23 protein-coding genes and 3 pseudogenes are annotated in these 18,627 nt (G+C 65.8%); 11 read left to right on the forward strand and 15 right to left on the reverse strand.

From position 1 onward, the window contains the following. The first annotated feature begins 83 nt into the window (after positions 1 to 83). Positions 84 to 956: a hypothetical protein gene (locus ACIGKQ_RS22960; RefSeq protein WP_139319393.1), complete on the forward strand. Its 873-nt coding sequence runs from the start codon at positions 84 to 86 to the stop codon at positions 954 to 956. Positions 957 to 964: 8 nt separating this feature from the next. On the opposite strand, the gene ACIGKQ_RS22965 is transcribed toward ACIGKQ_RS22960, so the two are convergent. The 5 genes from ACIGKQ_RS22965 to ACIGKQ_RS22985 all read right to left on the reverse strand — a co-directional run bounded on the left by ACIGKQ_RS22965 (position 965) and on the right by ACIGKQ_RS22985 (position 3,297). Next, on the reverse strand, positions 965 to 1,306 hold the full coding sequence (locus tag ACIGKQ_RS22965; protein ID WP_075862467.1) for a thermonuclease family protein: 342 nt from the start codon (positions 1,304 to 1,306) through the stop codon (positions 965 to 967). A 295-nt stretch (positions 1,307 to 1,601) separates the two neighbouring features. Beyond that, the gene (locus tag ACIGKQ_RS22970) at positions 1,602 to 1,814 is read right to left on the reverse strand and encodes a hypothetical protein (RefSeq protein WP_075862468.1); all 213 of its coding nucleotides are present in this window, start codon (positions 1,812 to 1,814) and stop codon (positions 1,602 to 1,604) included. Between the two features lie 17 nt (positions 1,815 to 1,831). Continuing rightward, a complete protein-coding gene (locus tag ACIGKQ_RS22975; protein ID WP_075862469.1) occupies positions 1,832 to 2,398 on the reverse strand; it encodes a DnaB-like helicase N-terminal domain-containing protein in 567 nt (188 codons plus the stop codon). A gap of 3 nt (positions 2,399 to 2,401) precedes the next feature. Further along, positions 2,402 to 2,824 (reverse strand): hypothetical protein, encoded by a 423-nt coding sequence (locus ACIGKQ_RS22980; RefSeq protein ID WP_075862470.1) that lies wholly within the window; start codon positions 2,822 to 2,824, stop codon positions 2,402 to 2,404. Then, positions 2,821 to 3,297 carry a hypothetical protein gene (locus ACIGKQ_RS22985; protein WP_396575032.1) on the reverse strand — a complete coding sequence of 159 codons (477 nt, stop codon included), beginning with the start codon at positions 3,295 to 3,297 and terminating at the stop codon, positions 2,821 to 2,823. Before ACIGKQ_RS22985 ends, ACIGKQ_RS22980 begins: the two co-directional genes overlap by 4 nt. A gap of 562 nt (positions 3,298 to 3,859) precedes the next feature. Between ACIGKQ_RS22985 and ACIGKQ_RS22990 the strand changes: the two genes are divergently transcribed. From ACIGKQ_RS22990 to ACIGKQ_RS23010, 5 genes and pseudogenes are all read left to right on the forward strand, one after another. Next, the gene (locus ACIGKQ_RS22990; RefSeq protein WP_075862473.1) at positions 3,860 to 4,240 is read left to right on the forward strand and encodes a helix-turn-helix transcriptional regulator; all 381 of its coding nucleotides are present in this window, start codon (positions 3,860 to 3,862) and stop codon (positions 4,238 to 4,240) included. After that, positions 4,237 to 5,346 (forward strand): ACR3 family arsenite efflux transporter, encoded by a 1,110-nt coding sequence (gene arsB, locus ACIGKQ_RS22995; RefSeq protein WP_396575033.1) that lies wholly within the window; start codon positions 4,237 to 4,239, stop codon positions 5,344 to 5,346. Before ACIGKQ_RS22990 ends, arsB begins: the two co-directional genes overlap by 4 nt. Then, positions 5,346 to 6,027: pseudogene (locus ACIGKQ_RS23000) on the forward strand (arsenate reductase ArsC). Before arsB ends, ACIGKQ_RS23000 begins: the two are co-directional and overlap by 1 nt. Positions 6,028 to 6,057: 30 nt before the next feature. Continuing rightward, positions 6,058 to 6,486, forward strand: coding sequence for an arsenate reductase ArsC (locus ACIGKQ_RS23005; RefSeq protein WP_035755467.1), 429 nt, complete (start codon positions 6,058 to 6,060; stop codon positions 6,484 to 6,486). Beyond that, a complete protein-coding gene (locus ACIGKQ_RS23010) occupies positions 6,483 to 6,905 on the forward strand; it encodes a low molecular weight phosphatase family protein (RefSeq protein ID WP_035755471.1) in 423 nt (140 codons plus the stop codon). Before ACIGKQ_RS23005 ends, ACIGKQ_RS23010 begins: the two co-directional genes overlap by 4 nt. A gap of 52 nt (positions 6,906 to 6,957) precedes the next feature. Here ACIGKQ_RS23010 and ACIGKQ_RS23015 read toward each other — a convergent pair whose 3' ends face one another. Next, positions 6,958 to 7,455, reverse strand: coding sequence for an ArsI/CadI family heavy metal resistance metalloenzyme (locus ACIGKQ_RS23015; protein ID WP_035755472.1), 498 nt, complete (start codon positions 7,453 to 7,455; stop codon positions 6,958 to 6,960). 97 nt (positions 7,456 to 7,552) lie between these two features. Here ACIGKQ_RS23015 and ACIGKQ_RS23020 point away from each other — a divergent pair, with 97 nt between their 5' ends. Continuing rightward, positions 7,553 to 7,912 carry an Rv2640c family ArsR-like transcriptional regulator gene (locus tag ACIGKQ_RS23020; protein WP_075862479.1) on the forward strand — a complete coding sequence of 120 codons (360 nt, stop codon included), beginning with the start codon at positions 7,553 to 7,555 and terminating at the stop codon, positions 7,910 to 7,912. On the opposite strand, the gene ACIGKQ_RS23025 is transcribed toward ACIGKQ_RS23020, so the two are convergent. From ACIGKQ_RS23025 to ACIGKQ_RS23035, 3 genes are all read right to left on the reverse strand, one after another. Next, positions 7,877 to 9,085: a hypothetical protein gene (locus tag ACIGKQ_RS23025; protein WP_396575034.1), complete on the reverse strand. Its 1,209-nt coding sequence runs from the start codon at positions 9,083 to 9,085 to the stop codon at positions 7,877 to 7,879. The genes ACIGKQ_RS23020 and ACIGKQ_RS23025 overlap by 36 nt on opposite strands. Before the next feature lie 695 nt (positions 9,086 to 9,780). Next, the gene (locus ACIGKQ_RS23030) at positions 9,781 to 10,107 is read right to left on the reverse strand and encodes a helix-turn-helix transcriptional regulator (RefSeq protein ID WP_035755478.1); all 327 of its coding nucleotides are present in this window, start codon (positions 10,105 to 10,107) and stop codon (positions 9,781 to 9,783) included. Then, positions 10,104 to 11,150, reverse strand: coding sequence for a site-specific integrase (locus ACIGKQ_RS23035; RefSeq protein ID WP_035755480.1), 1,047 nt, complete (start codon positions 11,148 to 11,150; stop codon positions 10,104 to 10,106). Before ACIGKQ_RS23035 ends, ACIGKQ_RS23030 begins: the two co-directional genes overlap by 4 nt. A 121-nt stretch (positions 11,151 to 11,271) precedes the next feature. On the opposite strand from ACIGKQ_RS23035, the pseudogene ACIGKQ_RS23040 reads away from it, so the two are divergent. The 3 genes and pseudogenes from ACIGKQ_RS23040 to ACIGKQ_RS23050 all read left to right on the forward strand — a co-directional run. Then, positions 11,272 to 11,394, forward strand: a pseudogene (locus ACIGKQ_RS23040) (transcriptional regulator); the annotation flags it as partial. A 285-nt stretch (positions 11,395 to 11,679) separates the two neighbouring features. Further along, positions 11,680 to 12,081: a helix-turn-helix transcriptional regulator gene (locus tag ACIGKQ_RS23045; RefSeq protein ID WP_035755482.1), complete on the forward strand. Its 402-nt coding sequence runs from the start codon at positions 11,680 to 11,682 to the stop codon at positions 12,079 to 12,081. After that, a complete protein-coding gene (locus tag ACIGKQ_RS23050) occupies positions 12,078 to 14,024 on the forward strand; it encodes a cation-translocating P-type ATPase (protein ID WP_035755484.1) in 1,947 nt (648 codons plus the stop codon). Before ACIGKQ_RS23045 ends, ACIGKQ_RS23050 begins: the two co-directional genes overlap by 4 nt. Before the next feature lie 165 nt (positions 14,025 to 14,189). Here ACIGKQ_RS23050 and nrdH read toward each other — a convergent pair whose 3' ends face one another. The 4 genes from nrdH to ACIGKQ_RS23070 form a co-directional block, all read right to left on the reverse strand. Next, complete coding sequence (gene nrdH, locus ACIGKQ_RS23055; RefSeq protein ID WP_396575035.1) at positions 14,190 to 14,462, reverse strand: glutaredoxin-like protein NrdH; 273 nt, start codon at positions 14,460 to 14,462, stop codon at positions 14,190 to 14,192. Positions 14,463 to 15,002: 540 nt separating this feature from the next. After that, on the reverse strand, positions 15,003 to 15,497 hold the full coding sequence (locus ACIGKQ_RS23060; protein ID WP_396575036.1) for a hypothetical protein: 495 nt from the start codon (positions 15,495 to 15,497) through the stop codon (positions 15,003 to 15,005). Between the two features lie 94 nt (positions 15,498 to 15,591). Then, positions 15,592 to 16,020, reverse strand: coding sequence for a hypothetical protein (locus tag ACIGKQ_RS23065; protein ID WP_396575037.1), 429 nt, complete (start codon positions 16,018 to 16,020; stop codon positions 15,592 to 15,594). A gap of 19 nt (positions 16,021 to 16,039) precedes the next feature. Further along, complete coding sequence (locus tag ACIGKQ_RS23070) at positions 16,040 to 16,192, reverse strand: hypothetical protein (protein ID WP_396575038.1); 153 nt, start codon at positions 16,190 to 16,192, stop codon at positions 16,040 to 16,042. 327 nt (positions 16,193 to 16,519) lie between these two features. On the opposite strand from ACIGKQ_RS23070, the gene ACIGKQ_RS23075 reads away from it, so the two are divergent. Next, positions 16,520 to 16,675 carry a hypothetical protein gene (locus ACIGKQ_RS23075; RefSeq protein ID WP_396575039.1) on the forward strand — a complete coding sequence of 52 codons (156 nt, stop codon included), beginning with the start codon at positions 16,520 to 16,522 and terminating at the stop codon, positions 16,673 to 16,675. A gap of 22 nt (positions 16,676 to 16,697) precedes the next feature. On the opposite strand, the gene ACIGKQ_RS23080 is transcribed toward ACIGKQ_RS23075, so the two are convergent. Together ACIGKQ_RS23080 and ACIGKQ_RS23085 are read right to left on the reverse strand one after the other, a co-directional pair. Beyond that, complete coding sequence (locus ACIGKQ_RS23080) at positions 16,698 to 17,651, reverse strand: DUF4192 domain-containing protein (protein WP_396575040.1); 954 nt, start codon at positions 17,649 to 17,651, stop codon at positions 16,698 to 16,700. Between the two features lie 404 nt (positions 17,652 to 18,055). After that, positions 18,056 to 18,627, reverse strand: a pseudogene (locus ACIGKQ_RS23085) (hypothetical protein); the annotation flags it as partial.

The raw sequence follows: 18,627 nt of genomic DNA on the forward strand, positions 1-18,627 counted from the left end.
GCCTTGTGTTAGTGCCGGGCGCTCAAAGTGAGAGGGTCGTCACCGCACCTCGCCGTATCCTCCCGACCCAGATGGAGTAGCCGATGCTTGAAGTCTCGGACGCACCGACACGGCAAGTACGTTGGCAATTCATCGCGTCACGTGTGGCCGCGCTTGTCGTCGCTGCTGCGTCCTATCTGATCGCATTCGGACGGGGTATCTACACCTCGATCGAACGCTTCGGCGAGGGCGCCTCCACCCAGCCGTACTCGCGCGCCGCTGACATAGAACTTTGGTCGTTGATTGTCTTCGCGGCTCTCGTGTTCGTCATCGCGATCCCACTTCTTGGAGGGGCTGAGTGGCGTCCGTGGTGGTCCTGGCCGAGGTGGACGCGTCGCGCGCCGCTGTCGCCGTCGACCTATCTGGCGTGCGTGAGCGTGTTCGTGCTGAGCGTGTACGCCAGCGTGGGCAGCGGGTGGCTCATCGAGGTCTTTGTGGAGCCGTCGTCTGCTGTCGACGCCAGCACGACGGCGTCACGTCCACCCGCGGCGGAAGTCCTTGCGGCTCTGCGCGCCGGGTTCAGTGAGGAAGTGTTTGTTGTCGCGGTCCCGATCGCGGCGCTCGCGATGTGGCTACGTCCCACAGGGGCCGGCCCAATCGCGGCGCTGTGCGTGCTCGTCCCGATGCGGCTGGCGTACCACGTGTACTACGAGCTCGGTCTCGCCATTGGGATGGTTTTGTGGGCGACAGTGTCGGCCTACATGATCTGGCGCTGGCGCGACTACCGACTGGTCATCGCGTTCGCTCTGACGCACGCCGCATACAACATCTGTGAGGGCTACACAGTCGCCTTCTGGGTGTTGCTGGGTATCGCCGCGGTGAGCGTGATCGCGCTCGCGGTGACCCATCGCGTGCGGACCGGACGGTGGATCACCATGGCGGCACCGCTGCTGGTGCCCGCGCCTGTGCGCGCCTGAGGATCGGATTATCGCGGGCACTGTCCCCAGACGCCTGCTCGGGCTGCCTGCGCGTCGCGCTGGGCGGCGTCGAGGGCGTCGGCGTGGCGGCCGGGTTGGTGGTTGTAGACGTAGGTGCGTGCCCACCCTTCGGCGACGAGTGTGTGGTTGAGCATGGTGTCGCCGATCCAGACGTAGGCCAGGGCGCGGCCGTAGCGGTCGGTGTGGTCTTGGGTAGGGTCGTACTCGAGGCGCACGGCGGTGCCGGAGGCGGCGAGTGCGCGGGTGCGGTCGCTGGCTTGTGGGCCACACGGTTGGACCGGGGTGTGGGGTTTGCGGACCTCGGGGGTGTCGATGCCGAGCAGGCGCACGGTGAGCGCGGGATCGGTGTCGGTGTCGACGACGATCGTGTCACCGTCGACGACACGGGTGACTACTGCGGGCGTGGTGTCGGCTGAGGATCGCGACGGCTCGGCAACAGTGGTCGCACGTGTCCAGAGGTCGGCGGGGGCGGGGAGGGCGTCGACGACGCCGCTGAGAGCCGCGAAGGCTGCCGCGACGGTGCGGCGAGCAGCGCGAGGCGCAGCACGGTGCGGGAAGCGAAACGGGCGCGGGTGCGCATGGGCGAGCTCCGAACGAGGCGACGAGGGTCGGTGCGGGCAGGGGTCAGTCGAACAGCGACATCTGTCGTTCGGCGGCGGCGGCGTCGGTGCGGTCGATGTAGGTCTGCGCCCAGTCCTTGACCACGGCGACGGGTTCGTCGAGGGCGGTGGCGACTTGGTCCCAGGTGAGGTTGTCGACGTGGCGCAGGGTGTAGGCGTCGGCGTGGAGCTTGGCGAGCTCGGCGGCCGGGTATCGGGTGTCGGTGTCGGTGGGCATGGCGGTGTTCCTTTCGCTCAGTTCGGGCGCAGGGCGGACAGGCGGGTGCGGTGCTCGCGCAGGGCAATGCCGTGGGCGCACATGTAGTCCCACAGTTCGGCTTCGGGGAGGTGGTCGGCGGCGTGGGTGATGCCGTCTCCGGCGGCGCGGTAGCGGCGGCGGTAGGCATCGGCGACGACCATCGCCGCGTAGTGGCGGGCTTGGATGCCGTCGGCGCCGGCGGCGGTCGCCGCGACGAGCGCACGGGTGAGGTGCTCGGCGCCGAGGGTGGCCGCACGTCCTTGGCGGCGTAGTTCGTGGGCAACGGTGGTGGAGTCGTGCGCGCGGTGGGCGCCGTCGGCGATGAGTTCGGCGATGATCGTGAACAGTTCGCCGTGGGCGGGTACGTAGAAGTCCTCGGCGCGGACCATGCCGACGACGTCGGCGAGGTCGTCGTGGTGGGCGGGTGTGGCCCACAGCAGCGCCGAGAGGAACAGGACCTCGGCGTGACCGGTGTCGCTGGCCCACCCGTGGCCGTCGGTGAGCGCTACGTCGTCGTGGTGGGCTGCGCTCACCGACGGGTCGGGTGGGGTCTCGGCGGGCACGGGTCAGATCACCTGGCGGCGGCGTTCGGTGTCGCCGCGGCCGTCGTAGTCGTAGTTGAGGTAGTGGCCGTACTCTCGGCGGGCGCGCTCGGCCAGTTCGAGGGCCTGGTCGAGCAGGTGGGGAAGCACAGCGATGTCGGCGAGGCGGGTGTTCACCTCCGTGAGCGGGAGGCGGGTGAGGTCACCGTCTGCGTAGACGGCGATGACGATCGAGTGGACGGGCGGGCGGTGCGGGTTGCTCGGCACGAAAACGCCGGCGCCGTTGTCGATGAGCGCCTGCCAGTCGTTGTCGATGATTACCACGGCATCGCGCGTGCGGGTGTAGGCGAGGTGCCCGCTGCGCTGCGAGCCGAAGGTCGTGCGGGTGAACACCAACCCGGTGGCGGCCGTGATGTCGGTGAGGGCTGCGTCGAGGCTGTAGCTCATCGCAGCCGCCGTTCGGCGCGGGCCTCGAGGGCGGCGAGCATGGCGGTGTCGTCCTGGGCGGCGAGCGCGGCCTCTTCGGCGGCGCCGATCTCGCATTCCGGTGCGTGCGGATCGCTGAAGTGTTCCCCGCACCTCTGGCAGCAGTCCGAATGGATGTTGGCCATGGTGATCTGGATGACGCCCTCGTCGAAGTTGGCCACGAAGGTAAGGCCGTCGGGAACGGCGATGGAGACGACAAGATCGCCCTCGACGTCGGCGAGCGTGGCCTGCACCTGGGGTGCGGAGGTGTCGGCGGGATCCGCTGCGGCTTGGGTTGCCCACAGTGAGGCGTTGTCGGTGGCGATCGCGAGGCCACCGAAGGCCCACTGGGTGTGGTCGTTGGTGGCGTTGGTGGCGTTGGTGGCGTTGGTGGCGTTGGTGGCGTTGGTGGCGTTGGTGGCGTTGGTGGCGCTGGTGGTGGATGGACGGCTCATCCTCGGTCTCCTTGGTCGGTGTGCTGGTGGGTGTCGTCGACGGCAAGTGCGACACCCGTTTCTGAGGGACTGGCGGGTCAGGCTGCGGTGGCTGGCGGAGAGGCAATATTCGTCGGCGCGATATTGGTCTTTGGCCTCACCGTCATTACTCGATGATACATCGTATCTGCTTGTCGTACAACTGTTTTCGTACTTGAATTGTCGATTTTGCCTCAGCCGCAACGTCGTTCGCTCGACATCAGACCCACACTCTTCGGCGTCCGGTCGGGTGTGGCCTTTCCTGATATTTGACCGCTTCTGCGCGCTGGCCGGATGCGTCAGGAGCGGAGAGCGGCCCGGTGCCGCGATCGGAGCGCAGCGCGTGGCAGCGGGTCGGTCGGAGTCTCTTGCCGCGCAGGTCAGGGCGTAGAACAATCGGCGGGTCAGGAACGGCGTTCTTCGTGCGGCCGTGGCCGCCACGCCTCGGGCGGGAGGTGACCGCCGCGCGAGAGCGGCGGCGACGCGGTTGGCGTTCAGCCGATGTTCATTTGTTCGGCAGTTCGAGGTCTGTCAATATAGACGCATGTCGAAACAGAACGAGTTGCCTGTCGTGGCAGGTGAGGCGTGTTGCACGCCGTTGGTGCAGGAACCGCTCAGTGCCGATGCGACAGTGGGGCTCGCGCGCATGTTCAAGGCGATGGGTGATCCGGTGCGGCTGCGGTTGCTGAGCTTGGTGGCCAGCCATGCCGGCGGGGAGGCCTGCGTGTGTGACATCTCGGAATCGTTCGATCTGTCCCAACCCACCATTTCCCATCATCTGAAGGTGTTGCGGCAGGCGGGTTTGTTGGACTGCGAGCGCCGGGGAACGTGGGTGTATTACTGGGTTGTTCCTGCTGCGTTGCAGCAGCTTTCGTCGATTCTGAGTTCAGCGGATCCCACCGCAGACACGTTGGTGACCGCGTGAGTACCGCTACGAACACACCAGAGCATCCCGCGGTCGTCGGCAAGCTCTCCACCCTCGACCGGTTCTTGCCGGTGTGGATCGGGGTGGCGATGGTCGCCGGGCTACTCCTGGGCCGGCTGATTCCCGGCCTGAACGATGCGCTCTCGGCCATCTCGGTCGATGGTGTCTCGCTGCCCATCGCGATCGGCCTGCTGATCATGATGTATCCGGTGCTGGCGAAGGTTCGCTACGACCGCCTCGACACCGTGACGGGGGACAAGCGTCTGCTCATCGGGTCGCTGGTTCTGAACTGGGTTGTCGGCCCGGCGTTGATGTTCGCGCTGGCCTGGATCTTCCTGGCCGACCTGCCTGAGTACCGCACCGGGTTGATCATCGTCGGGTTGGCGCGGTGCATCGCGATGGTCATCATCTGGAACGACCTGGCGTGCGGTGACCGTGAAGCGGCGGCCGTGTTGGTGGCGATCAACTCGGTGTTCCAGGTCGTGATGTTCGCGGTCCTGGGCTGGTTCTACCTCTCGGTGCTGCCGGGCTGGCTGGGTCTGGAACAGACAACGATCGACGCCTCGCCGTGGCAGATCGCCAAATCGGTGCTGATCTTCCTGGGTATCCCACTGGTCGCCGGGTTCCTGTCCCGGTATCTGGGGGAGCGGAGCAAGGGACGCGACTGGTATGAGTCGCGGTTCATTCCCAAGATCAGTCCGTGGGCGTTGTACGGGTTGCTGTTCACCATCGTGATTCTCTTTGCCCTGCAGGGTGATCAGATCACGTCACAGCCTCTCGACGTGGTCCGGATCGCAATTCCGTTGCTGGTGTACTTCGCGGTGATGTGGGGCGGCGGGTACGCGTTCGGCGCTGCTATGAAGCTCGGGTATGAACGCACCACCACGCTGGCGTTCACCGCCGCGGGCAACAACTTCGAACTGGCTATAGCGGTCGCGATCGCAACGTATGGGGCCACCTCGGGCCAAGCCCTGGCCGGGGTGGTGGGGCCGCTGATCGAGGTGCCGGTCCTCGTGGGATTGGTGTACGTCTCGCTGGCGTTGCGTAAGCGCTTCACCGCCCCACAATCGACAGCTCAGCCGAGCTCGGTCACGGAGGCACGGTGATGGACGACTCGACCCTGGATCAGCGCCTGGCGGCAGGGGAGCATCGCGCACAGCCCGAACTGCTCATGCCCCACGTCGTGCTCAGTCGGATTGCCGCGGACTTGGCCGCAAAGTACGAGGGTGTGGTGTCGCGGCAAACGGTGGAGCGCTGCGTTTTCGAGTCGTATGCGGCACTGCGCCGCACCTCGCGGGTACAGGCGCATCTGACCTCGTTGGCGAGCCGGTTCGCTGCCGACCGGTTGCGTGCACTGGCGCAATCCGACGGGGCGATCGCCAAAGACGTGCCCGAGGTGTTGTTCGTGTGTGTGCACAATGCCGGCCGGTCGCAGATGGCCGCAGGTCTGTTGACCCACCGGGCCGGGCCGCGTCCATGTCCGATCGGCGGGTTCAGCGCCGGTCCATTCGATCAACCCCACCGTGGTCGAGGCGATGACCGAGATCGGGATCGACCTGGGCAACGACTTCCCCAAACCGCTGACCGACGATGTCGTCGCCGCCGCCGATGTCGTGGTGTCGATGGGTTGCGGTGATGCGTGCCCCATCTATCCGGGCAAGCGGTACCTCGACTGGACAGTCACCGATCCCGAAGGCCTGCCGTTGGATCGGGTGCGCGCAATTCGCGACGACCTCGACACCCGCGTTCAACGGTTGCTCGACGAGCTCGCCCCTCACCCCGCATAACCCCGTCACACCGAAAAGGAAGCTGCTCCCATGTCTGCACAGACACCGAGTGTGTTGTTTGTCTGCGTCCACAACGCCGGCCGCTCTCAGATGGCCGCCGGGTTCTTGACCGCCCTGGGCGGCGGTCGGGTCGAGGTTCGTTCCGCGGGGTCAGCCCCCGCCGACGCCATCAACTCCGCCGCTGTCGAGGCAATGGCCGAGGTCGGTATCGACATCTCCGACCAAGCACCGAAGATCCTCACCCCCGACACCGTCGAATCCTCCGACGTGGTCATCACCATGGGATGCGGCGACGCCTGCCCGGTCTTTCCCGGCGTCAGCTACCGCGACTGGGCCCTGGACGACCCTGCCGGCAAAGGCATCGATGCGGTGCGCCCGATTCGCGATCAGATTCGTTCGCTCGTGGTCGACCTGCTGGCCGAGATCGCGCCCGCCGACGACACCGCGAGTGTGCGATGAGCACACCACACTCGGTTCTGTTCGTGTGCGTGAGCAATCGGGGCAAGTCGGTGATGGCCCAAGGTTTGGCGAGCACGCTGGCCGACGGAACGATCAACGCCTCCTCGGCCGGCACCGACGCCGCGATCGGCAAGCGCGTCAACGAGCTGTCCGCTCAGGTACTCGCCGAGGCCGGCGTCGACGTCAGTGACCACACCCCTCGCCAGCTCACCGACGACCTGATGCGCGAGGCGGACCTGACCGTCGTACTGGGAACCTCCGCGCAGGTCGCCCCACCAGAAGGGGCCGTCGTCGAGGTCTGGGAAACCGATGAACCCTCCTTGCGCGGGATCGACGGCGTCGAGCGCATGCGCCTGATCCGCGACGACATCGCCGCTCGACTCACCGACCTCACCACCCGCCTGACCCACACCACCTGAACCGGTCGGCGGGCACCATCAGGGGTGCCCGCCGACCGGCGGGAATGGCCTCTCAGCAACAAGCGGTCGACGCACTCACCGTGGACTGGCCGGGCTGCGCAGCGCCGGCGGTACCGCAGCACACCGCAGAATCAGAGTCAGGGGTCTCGTTGTCCGCCAACAGCGTTGGGCTGGTCCCGAAGGTGTCAGAGTCGGCCAGCACCGTGTAGACCTCCCACTTTTCACCTGCCGGACCGGTCACCCACACCTTGTCCTGGGTCGCGAAACAACAGGTGGCGTTGATCTCCTCCTCGGTGAACAGGCCTTCGCCGCTGAGCCGGGCGATCTCGGCGTGCACCTGATCGCTGGACTCGACCTCCACACCGAGATGGTTGATCGTGCCGCCCTTACCCGGATTCTCCAGCAGCACCAGCTTCAACGACGGCTCCGCGACCGCGAAGTTCGCATAACCCGGCTTGCGCTTGGCCGGTGCCACATTGAACAACTTCGAGTAGAACTCGACCGCCTGATCCAGATCATCGACGTTGAGCGCGAGCTGCATGCGCGACATGACTACCTCCACCTGTGAGACATACATCGAACTACTGACGTCGCCCAGAGTGCCCGCCTCTTCGACATATGTCAATACAGTGGGTAGGATTGGGTGCATGCCCAAGACGCTTCCGGTCATCGACATGACCGATCCCATCTGTTGCGCACCGGTCTCGGCGTCAGCGCTGGATGACGCCGCGGCGCTGGAGATCGCGCTGCGGCTCAAAGCTCTTGCCGATCCAGTCCGGATCAAGTTGATGTCGATCCTGCTCACCGATGCCGCGGGTGAGGTCTGCACCTGCGATCTGGCGACTGCTGTTGGACTGTCTGAGCCCACGGTCAGCCACCACCTCGGACAACTCAAGAAGGCCGGCATGGTCCTGCCCCAGCGCCGCGGCATGAACGTCTACTACCGGGCCCACGCCGACGCTCTGCAAGCTTTACGACAGGTCCTCGACCCGACGTGCTGCCGCTGAGCGACTTGTGCCTACCGGGACGTCGGTCGGCGGGGCTGGGTGCTCGGCGTCGTGGCTGTGCAGGTAGGCGGTGTAGTCGCGTTGGGCCAGTTGCGCCCACTGCGATGAGGTCGTGGAGCACAGTCCGAGCTGGGTGGCCAGGACCGCGGCGGGTAAATCCGCGCCCAACGCGAGCAGGGCGTGGTTGCGGCTGACGCGGGTGGGAATGCCTGCGGTGGTGAGCTTTCGGCTCAGGGTTCTCACGTGCAACGGGTGATGGGCGATTCCGCCTCGGAAGAGGTGGAATCCGCGGCCGTCCCGGGTGCAGGCGCGCGGGTCGGCGCAGACGGTGCCGGCAAGGGTGTCGATCAGCTCAGCGAGTCGCTCGGGTAGCTCGATCGGGTGGCGTGCCAGCGTCACGTACCTGCGGTCCTGGTCGCGGGTGAGCGACGAGGTGGTGAGGTTCTGCACCTGGGGGAGTCGTGCGCCGTAGAGCAGCACGAGTAGACCGGCGATGCGGGTGGGCAAGTCAGCGGACGTGTCGCCCGACAGCAGCGCGGCGATGGCGTGTTGGTGGGTGCGTTCGTCGCCGGTCTGCGACGGCGGTGGGGTGGGGTAGCGGGTCACCGATATGTTGGTGGCAAGTCCGCGTTGCGTCAGCCACGTGATGAACCCGGCGATGTTGTTGGTGCGGTGATGCTGTCCGTCGGTCCAGGCATCGATCATCGGTTGGGTCAGGTCGCCGACGGTGTGGCCGTGCTCGTCGAGGTGGGTCAGAAGCGTGATGGCGACGCGAATCTTGTTGCGGCCGGAGTCGGCGGCGGCGTGGGTGAACCGGCGACGGCGGGACCTGCGGCGTGCGCGGCGCAGGATGGCCCAATGGCCGTAGGGGCGGATCAGCGCGCTGTGGTGGGTTGGCAGCGTGGCGGCGGTCTCGTTGATCCACGTGTCGAGCCGTTCGAGGGCTTCATCGCGTTCGGGCAGTATGGCGGCCTCGATAAGCAGTTCGCGCAGATGGTGGCGCCCCCACCCCGGCGGGCACTGGTCGAGCACGGTGTGGCTCATGGGGTGCTCGCTGGAGGCCAGCGACCTCAGCAGCTGGCCGGTCGCGGGCTTGGTCAGCCACCTCAGCGTCGAGCGCGGCTGGCCACGGGCGGCAAGGAACGCCGGCAACTCCTCGAGGCTGTCGGGCATCGACCCCTGAGGTGTGGTGAGCAGGTCCCGGGCCTGCCGGATGATCGAGCAGCGGTGGCAGGTTCGGGCGAAATGATGTTGCCCCGTTCCGCCGCACGTTGCACACCGATAGTCCAGGTCAGAGCCCGCGCATGGACCGCAGATGCGTTGACTGGCAGCATTTCTGCCGATGAGTGCGGCGGTGGTGCCGCAGTCGGTACAGGACGCCGACTCGGACAGAGTCCGTCGATAGCAGCGCACGCATACTGGTCCCAAGGGCCACCGGGTGTGCACTTCACGGAGCAGTCCGCAACGTCTGCACGTCTCCTCGGGTGCTGTGGCGCAGCGCCGGCACAGGTCCACGGCGCCGGGGCGAGCTCTGATCGCGATCGGCGCGTGGTCGTTGCAGCGTCCGCAGAGGCGTGCCGGTGCGGTGTAGCAGCGCTGGCACAGCTCGCCGTCCTTACCGCTGGTCTTGATGTGGTCGATCTGTCCGCAGCCGGTGCAGCGGCGTTTGGGACGCGCACAGTGACCGCATAGCGGATCGCCTGCGGCCGTGCGTGTGCTGGGGGCGGTGCGCTTGCCGCAGTTGCTGCACGGTTCGCGGCGGCGGATGTTGTAGCAGGACCGGCAAATTCCCCCTTCGGGTGTGCGTTGGGATCTCGGGGCGATGGTGCCGCAGTCCGAACAGGGATACTTCGGCGGAGAGGCGACACTCACGACTCGGTGCCCGGTCGTCGAATGGTGGTGCGACGAGCGGTGATCGGTGTGACCCCTGCCGGTTTGCCGGCAGTCTTGCGGACTGTGGTGTCGACGATGTGGGGTTCGATCAGATCGTTGGGGGTGCACTCGAGGATGTCGCACAGGGCGACCAGGGTGTGCATGCTCAGCCGTTGCGGTTGTCCTGTCACCAGCCGGTACACCTGCTCGCGGGAGAGTGTGATGCCGCGGTCAGCGAGGTGCGGTTGCAGATCGGTGGTTGAGTACATGCCGTGGGCGGCCATCCTGGCTCGCAGATGCCACGTGTAGTCGATCTGCTTCATGTCGGGGTCCCGTCATTGAGGAGGTGGCCGTATCGGGCGTGGATGGACTGCATGAGCAGTCCGTTGCGGTACTCGTTGCTGACCCCGATGTAGACCGCCGTGGTCGAGGAGAATGCGTGGCCGACTTGTTCCTGGATGAATCGTTCGGTGTAGTCGAACTCCACCAGATGCGTGACGTAGGAGTGGCGCAGCGAGTGGAGGTCGAGTGTCGGGTCGATTCCTGCGGCGTCGCGGGCGGTGGCGAAGGCGGTGTTGAGTGCGCGCACTCCCAGTCGGCTGCCGCGTTCGGTGAGAAACAGTGCTGGGTGTCCGGTGTGGTCGAGCTCGCTGCGCACTTCGGTGAGGTAGTGGTCGAGGATGTCCACGATCCAGCTCATCTCCGGCACTGTGAGCACGGTGCGGCGTTTGGGCGGGCCGCCCCGGGACGCTTTGCCGTGCCGCACTGTCAGTGCCCCGAACCGACCGAAGGCTGGGAATTTCGAGTTCCTGCGGAGGTCAACGACGTCGCTGCGGGAAACCTCCTGCCGGCGTAGGCCGTAGGCGTAGCAGTATTTCAGTGCTACGGCGTCTCGCAGCGCCGGTATCGCTCCTTTCCGGCCGCGAGATCGGATCTGCGCGACCCGTGCGTCGGCGGCATCGAACAGTGCCTGGACCTCGTCGTAGGTCAGTGGCCGTCGACCGGGATCACCTTCGTACTCACCGATGTGGATGATGGAGTTGTCTTCGTGGAAGACCTGCACGGGCGCGCGACCGAACTGAGCAATGCACTCAGTAACCCAGTCGTAGCGGGCATCGAGCAGGTAGGCACAGAACAGGCCGATGTCCACCTCGTAGCCGCGGACGGTGGACAACCGAAGTGGGGTTGGGCCCGATCGAAGATGACTGATCCACGCTTCGCCCTCCTCGGGGGTCCACTGCCACGGATACAGTCCAGCGAACTCGGCGAGGCGGCGCACTAGCCGCGTTCGAGGACCGATTGTCGACTCGCGCAGGAACTTTGCCCGCTGCTGCTGAGCCCACCCGTCAACCATCGCATCGAACATCGCCCGTTCAGGATCGAGCTGCACAACATTCTGGGTCAGCGCTTGTCGCGCGCTGACAACGTCGTCACGTGTCACACCTATGTTGTATCAGATGCATCAATGATGCACGCAACTGTTCTGCTGCCTACGTGGGTGCGGTCTAGTGATCGCGACGCCTGAGGGTCGGCGCAGTCGATATGAGTTGGCTGACAGTCGGATTGGGCATGCACTCGACGGTCTACTTGGGCCGGTCCTCACGGTGGATTCCGCACCGACGTCGCAGACGGACTGGCCCTCGGCGTGCAGGGACCCCCACGTTCTTTCTCGACGACCAGCGGTGAGAACCCGCCTCAATCGACGACCTCACGCAGCCCCTTCACCAGGCTGCGACGGATCAAACCCCTTTAGGAAGTCCACACCGCCAGATGGCACTCTGTCGTATCGACAGAAGCGGTCTCCCACGTTTGCCGCGTTCCGCAAAGCTCCTACGAGGTACGAACTGCACCGACCCACGCTTTGATTGATCGTTGATAGCAGTTATCATCGGTATATGACGATGAATGAAGTTGGTGAGTGTTTCGTTTCGAACGGCACCGGATCGAATGTGGATGCGGCGGTGGCGTTGTTCCACAGCCTGTCTGATGGCACCCGCTTAGCGATCGTGCGTCGCCTAGCTACCGGGGAGGCCAGGGTCGCCGACCTCGTAACAGAGTTGGGACTGGCGCAGTCGACGGTGTCGGCGCATGTGGCATGCCTGCGCGACTGCCGACTGGTGGAGGGCCGCCCACAGGGCAGGCAGGTGTTTTACAGCCTCACCCGCCCTGAGCTGATGGATTTGCTGGCATCGGCGGAAACTCTGCTGGCTGCCACCGGCAGCGCGGTAGCGCTCTGCCCGAACTACGTCAGCGACGTCACCGATTCAGTCCAGGCCAGCAAGGAGAGTCTTCGATGAGCGATGCGTGCGGCTGCGGCCACGACGAACCCACCACCGACGAGACCGAGGAACACGCGCCGGAACACCTGTGGCAGGTCCGGGAACTCCAGTTTGCGGCAGTTTCCGGGGTGTTTCTGTTGGGCGCGTTGATTGTCGGCTGGGTCGGCGCACCCCGCGCGGTCGAGATCGGCCTCGAGGCGGTAGCACTGGCGCTGGGGGCCTGGACGTTCGTGCCTTCTACCCTGCGCCGGTTGGTGAAGGGACAGATCGGGGTCGGCACATTGATGACCATCGCCGCGGTTGGTGCGGTCATCCTCGGCGAGGTCGGAGAGGCGGCAATGTTGGCCGTCTTGTTCTCCATCAGCGAAGGCCTCGAGGAGTACTCGCTGGCCCGCACCCGCCGTGGTTTGCGGGCCCTGTTGTCGCTGGTGCCCGACCAAGCGACCGTGCGCCGCGGCGGCACTGACGTGATGGTGGCACCGAGTGAGCTACGCGTCGGCGACATCGTTTTGGTCAGGCCCGGCGAGCGGGTCGCCACGGACGGCGTAGTACTCAGTGGGCATACAGCACTGGACGTTTCGGCGATCACCGGCGAATCCGTCCCGGTCGAGGTCGGTCCGAAGGCAGAGGTGTTCGCCGGGTCGATCAATGGCACTGGGGTACTGGAAGTCGAGGTCACCACGACCTCCGAGGACAACTCGCTGGCCCGGATCGTCCGGATCGTCGAGGCTGAACAATCCCGCAAGGGCGCGAGCCAACGCCTGGCCGACCGGATCGCCAAGCCCTTAGTGCCCGGCGTGATGGTCGCCGCGGCCCTGGTCGCAGGGATCGGTAGTCTCGTTGGCGACCCGATGGTATGGATCGAACGCGCGTTGGTGGTGCTGGTCGCCGCGTCTCCGTGCGCGCTGGCGATTTCGGTGCCGGTCACCGTGGTCGCTGCGGTCGGAGCGGCAAGCAAGTTGGGTGTCCTGGTCAAGGGTGGCGCCGCGCTCGAGGCGCTGGGCAGGGTCCGCAATATCGCCCTCGACAAGACTGGCACACTTACCCGTAATCAGCCGGCCGTCATCGAAGTCGCTACCACAAACGGCACACGCGGAGAACAAGTCCTCGCCGTTGCCGCGGCGCTGGAAGCCCAAAGCGAACACCCTCTGGCGCGCGCGATTCTGGCCGCTACCGATCTGCGGATGGCGGCGGCCGAGGTCGAATCTGTCACCGGCGCCGGACTGACCGGCCTCGTCGGTGGCCGTCCCGCCCGGCTCGGCCGACCGGGCTGGCTAGACGCCGGTGAACTCTCGGACACAGTCACGGCGATGCAAGAAGCTGGTGCCACTGCCGTGCTGGTTGAATACGACGGCCAGCTCATCGGCGCCATCGCGGTGCGCGACGAGCTGCGGCCTGAAGCGGCCGAGGTGGTTAGCCACCTTCATCGGTCCGGTTATCAGGTAGCAATGCTCACCGGCGACAACACGGCCACCGCTACCGCCCTCGCCGCGCAAGCTGGCATCACAGACGTTCACGCCGAGCTACGACCGGAAGACAAAGCCCACCTGATCACGCAATTGCGCAAGTCGCGGCCGACAGCGATGGTCGGCGACGGCGTCAACGACGCACCCGCGCTGGCCACCGCAGACCTGGGCGTCGCCATGGGCGCGATGGGCACCGACGTCGCGATCGAAACCGCCGACGTAGCTCTCATGGGCGAAGACCTACGGCATCTGCCCCAAGCGTTCGACCACGCCCGCCGTGCCCGCCGCATCATGCTGCAAAACGTCGGGTTGTCGCTGGTGATCGTCGTCGGCCTGATGCCGCTGGCCCTGTTCGGCGTACTCGGCTTAGCAGCCGTGGTGCTTGTCCACGAACTCGCAGAGATCGTCGTCATTGCCAACGGTGTGCGTGCAGGCCGTGCGAAACCACTGACCGCCCCACCCGCAACCTCAGCCCCAATCACAGTGCCGGCGTAGGCAAAAGCAACTTCCATACCGGTGAGCACAACCCACACCCGGGTTGTGCTCACCGTGCTCGCCCTGCTTATTGCCGTCGGCGATCTGAGCCTATGACGCCCAATCTGGAACAGGCGCTTAAGCAAACTGTGAGGAACTCGATCGTTGGCGAGTCGACCTCGGTTCTCACCCAGCCAATGTTGCATCAGCTGGCAATAAATCCCGTTCGGCGAGTGCTTTGATGCGGTCGGGGCGGAATCCTGACCAGTGCTCACTGCCGGCGACCACGACGGGGGCTTGCAGGTAGCCCAGGGCCATCACGCAGTCCCGCGCGGCGTCGTCGGTGCTGATGTCGATCACCTGGTAGTCGAGGCCCTGCTTGTCGAGGGCTTTGTAGGTGGCGTGGCACTGCACGCACGCGGGCTTGGTGTAGACGGTGATCGCGGTGTTCTCGCTCATGGTGGGATCTCTTTTCTGGTGTCGTCGCGAGTGTTGTCTGTGCGTCTAGTGTATCTCGTATTGTGTTGTGGTGCAACTGTTTTCGCTGCTCACAGACTCTTTCAGGGCGTCTGGTGGTGGTGCTTTTCCTGTTATCTGCCGCCCATTCGCCCTGCCGGGGTGTGTCAATGGAGTGCAGGGGAGAAGTCGCCGCGAAACAAGCGGCGCCGAGCGGGAGCGAGGCGACAGCGCGTGGCGAGTTGTTGCCGAAAGCGGATTTGACGCGGTCCGGTTGGGCGCCATGACAATTCGGCAGGGCAGGCAAAGCCCGGGGTTGCGGTCGTGTTGATCCGTAACGCACGAAGGATGCTGGTACGGAAGCCGTTTCGACGCCAGGGGAGGGCGGAAGGGGAGAGGGCTGCAGGTCGGGGGTTCTGCCGCTCTCCCCTCCCACCCTGGGGGCGATGTACTGGTTGGTGTGGCAACTCAGTGTTCGCATCGGCCACGATAGCAAATCGTCGGTTTGCTGTCGGGAATGACTGTGTCGTGGGCCGCTGCTGGTTAGTGGGCGCGGTTGGGGCGGTGGCGGTCGATGTCGGGCCAGCGGCCGGGGATCAGTCCCTCGATGATGTCGCCGGGTTGGCTTGCGAGGGTGGCGGCGTGGGCGAGGATTGCCCAGAGCTGCGGGCCGGGGTGGCGGTGGTGATCGCGTTCCTGGGCGATGACTGCTTGTTGCCAGCTCATCCACTGGTGGGGTGAGCCATGCAGCTCGGGGGTGAGTAGGGGATTACTGGCGGCCGCAGCTCGTCGAGCTGCTTTGCCGACCGCGGGATGGGTCTTGGTGAGGGTTCGTTCGCGGCGGGGGTGGTGCTCGATGAGGGTGTCGAGGGTCCAGGCGAGTAGGTCGACGTCGAGGAGCATGCGGTGGCCGTAGCGGCGGCGGGTGTCGGCGGCGAGGTTCGCAGCGGTCCACAGGATGCCGGCGCGGGTTGCGGCGTAGTCGGCGGGCACGACGGCGGAGCTGTAGGTGCCGGGGGTGCTGAGTGTTGCGGTCATGGCGGTGGCCTTCCTCGGGGTCGGAGATCGGTTGCGGCTCGCGGCGTTTCGGTGCCTGCCGGGCCCCGCAACCGAGGTACTGGATGGGTTGTGGTCAGATCGGGAAGTCGTGGACGTTGACCTGGCGGGGTGCGTCGATTCCGGCAAGCTCGGGGAGTCGGGCTGTGTGGAATCCGGCGGCACGGCGACCGATGAGGCGGAATCCGTGCTCGGTGGCGGTGACGGGTGCGAGGTACCAGCTGGTTCCGCTCGGGCCGAGGAATCCGGGTACGTACTTGGTGACGGTGTCGCCGGTGGTGAGGTTGTGGGTGGTGACCTCGGTTGCCCAGGTGACCGAGACCAGGGCGAAGAGTGGGCCGTCGTGGTCGGTGGCGGCTTCATCCGTGCCGGCGGTGAGGGGTTCGACGGGGGTGCCGGCGGCGGGGTGGCCGGGGAATGCGTCGATGCGTCCGACGATGTGGGCGCGGGTGCCGTCGTTGAGGTGGGCGACGATGGTGGTCAGTGCGGCGCGGCTGGTGGTCATGGTGGGTGGCTCCTTCTGGTCAGTAGTGGTTGCGGGTCTCGTGGCGGCCGGCGGCGCGGTCTTGGCGGTTGGCCTGGCGCTTGGCGGCGCGGATGGTCTGCGGGTTCTGGTGGTCGCGCGATGCGCGGGTGAACACGTCACGCTGGGTGCCGTTGCGGGTCTGGCGGGCCATCGGGGTTCCCTTCTGCGGGCGGCTGGTTTGTTTGACACCAGCCATCTCTGACTGGCGGGAGGTCGGTGCAAGGGAGGAAGCGAAAAGTCATCCGGGCCGTAGGCCTGAACCCTTGGGCGGATTAGTTTTTCGCGGCCCTTGTCTCCGGGCCGACCAGAAGTTGGAGGATGGAAGGGGGCAACAAACCCCGGCTTGTGCGGCGGCAGCCGCACACCATTCGAGTCCGGCCCGTGGGCCGGTCCGCGTAGGAACTGCCGGGCGCCAGCTCGGCATAACAGGGCTGTTCGGCGTAGCCGATCCGCTGCGCCGGCGGTTACCGTTGCGGGTATGTCTTCTGTGGAGCGTGCTCTGGCTGAGCTGTGGGTGCCGTCGCCGTCTGAGGTGCGGGCGGTTGTCGAGGGTCGTCCTCGCGACGCATCCACGCGGGTTGATCTGTGGTGGCGTGGCGCGATGCCGCCGGGGGTGGAGGCTCAGATCCTCTGATCTGAGCCCCCGGCCTGCCGGGTTAGGCGAAGTCCTCAGGGGTGGGGAAGTGACCGCCGAACAGTTCATCGACCGACTCGGCGGTGGGGATGAGGTCGGCAAGCTGCTCGGGCCGGATGCCTGCGCGGATTGCCTGGTCGAGTAGCTGAGCGAAGCGTGGCAGTTCGGTGTCCTCGGCGATGTGGTCGACAATCATTCCGACCATGACGCCGTTTCCGCCGAGGTAGTGGCAGGCAGCGGCGAGGGCGAGGACGTTTGCGCGGTCGGCGCCGCGTAGGGGGCGGGCAAGTTCGGTGAACACTGCGGCGGCGGCACGAGCGTCGTAGGCGGCGGTGCGCAACAGGGCGTCTCGGTATACGACGTGGCGACCGATCATCGCGGCAACCTGCGCGGACAGCTCGCGGGGGACGTCGGTGGGCCAGTGCACCATTGCCGAGACGACCGCCTTGGCGGCAAGCTTGGGTTGCAGCTCGATGGCTTCGGTGTCGATCTCGTCGGTGGTGGCGAGGCTTGCTCGCAGATTGTCACGGGTCTGCTGGATTGGTTGGCCGTCCAGGACTCGGTGTGCGGAGGCGAAACTGTCGCGGTAGTCGCTGCTGAGGCCGGTCTCTCCGGTGATCAGGTCGCGGTAGGGGGCGGGCTGGTCGCAGCGGGTGACCACGGCGCGGTGGTCGGTCTCGATGCCGTAGCGCATGAGGGCATCGCTGACCATCCGGATCACTGACTCTCCGGTCTCGTCGTCGCTGGTGATTGCGACGATGGCGGCGCGGGGAGTGCAGTGGGTGTCCATCACTCCGGCGAGGTAGGCGGCGAATCCGGCGTCGGATGCGGCGAGGTCGTGGCGGGCTGTCATGTCGATCTGGAGGCCGAGATCATGATCGGAGATGCCGACGACCACGATCGAGTCGGCGGGCACGAATCCGAGCAGGCCGGGGATCGCGGCGATGAGATCGGCCGTGGTGATGATGCGCTGCATGGCAGGTCCTCCCTGGTGTCGGCCCTGGCGGGCCGGTGCTTTGCTTGACACCTGCCATCTCTGACTGGCGGGAGGTCGGTGCAAGGGAGGAAGCGAAAAAGTCATCCGGGCCGTAGGCCTGGAACCCGTAGGGCGGATTAGTTTTTCGCGGCCCTTGTCTCCGCGCCGACCAGAAGTTGGAGAATGGAAGGGGTCAGCAAAGCAGGCCCTCAATGACCGTGCGGCGTAGCCGCTTCCGATCAGGTGACAGCCGCAGCTGACAGTCGATGACGGCAGACGCCGGCACCGCCACCTGTACGACCAACGGCGGCTAGCTCGACGCGGCCACATCGAACGCACCCCGGCAGTCGGGGTGATTGTGCGGGAGCGACGCGGGTCCGGTAGGGCTTGGTGTCGCGGCAGCACTAGTCGTTCTTGTCGTCGACGGCCTGCGCCTCGACGACCTGAGGCGGCCACTCAGCTGGTAGGACACCTTCGGGTTGCATATCGAGACGCTTGTCCCAAAGGAACTTGACGTTCTTCCATGCTGTTGGGTTCTCGAACGATGTGCTCATGCCGAGGAACTTTGCGGCCCGGAACTCGGTGTTCTCGCTGTGGAATCCAGCCTTAGTAAACGTTGTCTCGGAACTGTGGAACTCTGTGGCTCCGAAGTGTGTCACTGTGCTGCGGAACTGCACGCTGTCGAAGCTAATCCAATCGCCCTGAAACCTCGCCCCCGCGAAATATAGGTACGGACCTGTGAACCGAACATTGTCGAACATTGTCCACTGAGCGCTGTAGAACTCCGCTCCTGCGAATGAAGTCCAGTCATGAAACTCAGCGTGGGAGAACAGCGTTTCTCCGTTATGAAACTTCGCCTGAGCGAAGAATGTGCGCGAGCTTGTCCATGGCCATGAGAAAGTCCCCATTGGTGGCCAGGTCGAGGTCCCCGCTGGTGGCCAGATAAAAGTCCCCACCCTGTGTTCGTCGTGTCGAC

Source organism: Gordonia sp. NPDC062954 (genome assembly GCF_044543825.1).
GTDB lineage: Bacteria > Actinomycetota > Actinomycetes > Mycobacteriales > Mycobacteriaceae > Gordonia > Gordonia tangerina.

Excerpts from the sequence above, each read along its gene's own strand:
- ACIGKQ_RS23075 (WP_396575039.1), top strand. The coding sequence starts at position 16,520 with ATGTCTTCTGTGGAGCGTGCTCTGGCTGAGCTGTGGGTGCCGTCGCCG.
- ACIGKQ_RS23050 (WP_035755484.1), top strand. The coding sequence starts at position 12,078 with ATGAGCGATGCGTGCGGCTGCGGCCACGACGAACCCACCACCGACGAG.
- ACIGKQ_RS23020 (WP_075862479.1), top strand. The coding sequence starts at position 7,553 with ATGCCCAAGACGCTTCCGGTCATCGACATGACCGATCCCATCTGTTGC.
- ACIGKQ_RS23015 (WP_035755472.1), bottom strand. The coding sequence starts at position 7,455 with ATGTCGCGCATGCAGCTCGCGCTCAACGTCGATGATCTGGATCAGGCG.
- ACIGKQ_RS23025 (WP_396575034.1), bottom strand. The coding sequence starts at position 9,085 with ATGCCCGACAGCCTCGAGGAGTTGCCGGCGTTCCTTGCCGCCCGTGGC.
- ACIGKQ_RS23065 (WP_396575037.1), bottom strand. The coding sequence starts at position 16,020 with ATGACCACCAGCCGCGCCGCACTGACCACCATCGTCGCCCACCTCAAC.
- ACIGKQ_RS23035 (WP_035755480.1), bottom strand. The coding sequence starts at position 11,150 with ATGTTCGATGCGATGGTTGACGGGTGGGCTCAGCAGCAGCGGGCAAAG.
- ACIGKQ_RS23070 (WP_396575038.1), bottom strand. The coding sequence starts at position 16,192 with ATGGCCCGCCAGACCCGCAACGGCACCCAGCGTGACGTGTTCACCCGC.
- nrdH (WP_396575035.1), bottom strand. The coding sequence starts at position 14,462 with ATGAGCGAGAACACCGCGATCACCGTCTACACCAAGCCCGCGTGCGTG.
- ACIGKQ_RS23005 (WP_035755467.1), top strand. The coding sequence starts at position 6,058 with ATGTCTGCACAGACACCGAGTGTGTTGTTTGTCTGCGTCCACAACGCC.
- ACIGKQ_RS22970 (WP_075862468.1), bottom strand. The coding sequence starts at position 1,814 with ATGCCCACCGACACCGACACCCGATACCCGGCCGCCGAGCTCGCCAAG.
- ACIGKQ_RS22990 (WP_075862473.1), top strand. The coding sequence starts at position 3,860 with ATGTCGAAACAGAACGAGTTGCCTGTCGTGGCAGGTGAGGCGTGTTGC.
- ACIGKQ_RS23080 (WP_396575040.1), bottom strand. The coding sequence starts at position 17,651 with ATGCAGCGCATCATCACCACGGCCGATCTCATCGCCGCGATCCCCGGC.
- ACIGKQ_RS22980 (WP_075862470.1), bottom strand. The coding sequence starts at position 2,824 with ATGAGCTACAGCCTCGACGCAGCCCTCACCGACATCACGGCCGCCACC.
- ACIGKQ_RS23045 (WP_035755482.1), top strand. The coding sequence starts at position 11,680 with ATGACGATGAATGAAGTTGGTGAGTGTTTCGTTTCGAACGGCACCGGA.
- ACIGKQ_RS23060 (WP_396575036.1), bottom strand. The coding sequence starts at position 15,497 with ATGACCGCAACACTCAGCACCCCCGGCACCTACAGCTCCGCCGTCGTG.
- ACIGKQ_RS23030 (WP_035755478.1), bottom strand. The coding sequence starts at position 10,107 with ATGAAGCAGATCGACTACACGTGGCATCTGCGAGCCAGGATGGCCGCC.
- ACIGKQ_RS22960 (WP_139319393.1), top strand. The coding sequence starts at position 84 with ATGCTTGAAGTCTCGGACGCACCGACACGGCAAGTACGTTGGCAATTC.
- ACIGKQ_RS23010 (WP_035755471.1), top strand. The coding sequence starts at position 6,483 with ATGAGCACACCACACTCGGTTCTGTTCGTGTGCGTGAGCAATCGGGGC.
- ACIGKQ_RS22985 (WP_396575032.1), bottom strand. The coding sequence starts at position 3,297 with ATGAGCCGTCCATCCACCACCAGCGCCACCAACGCCACCAACGCCACC.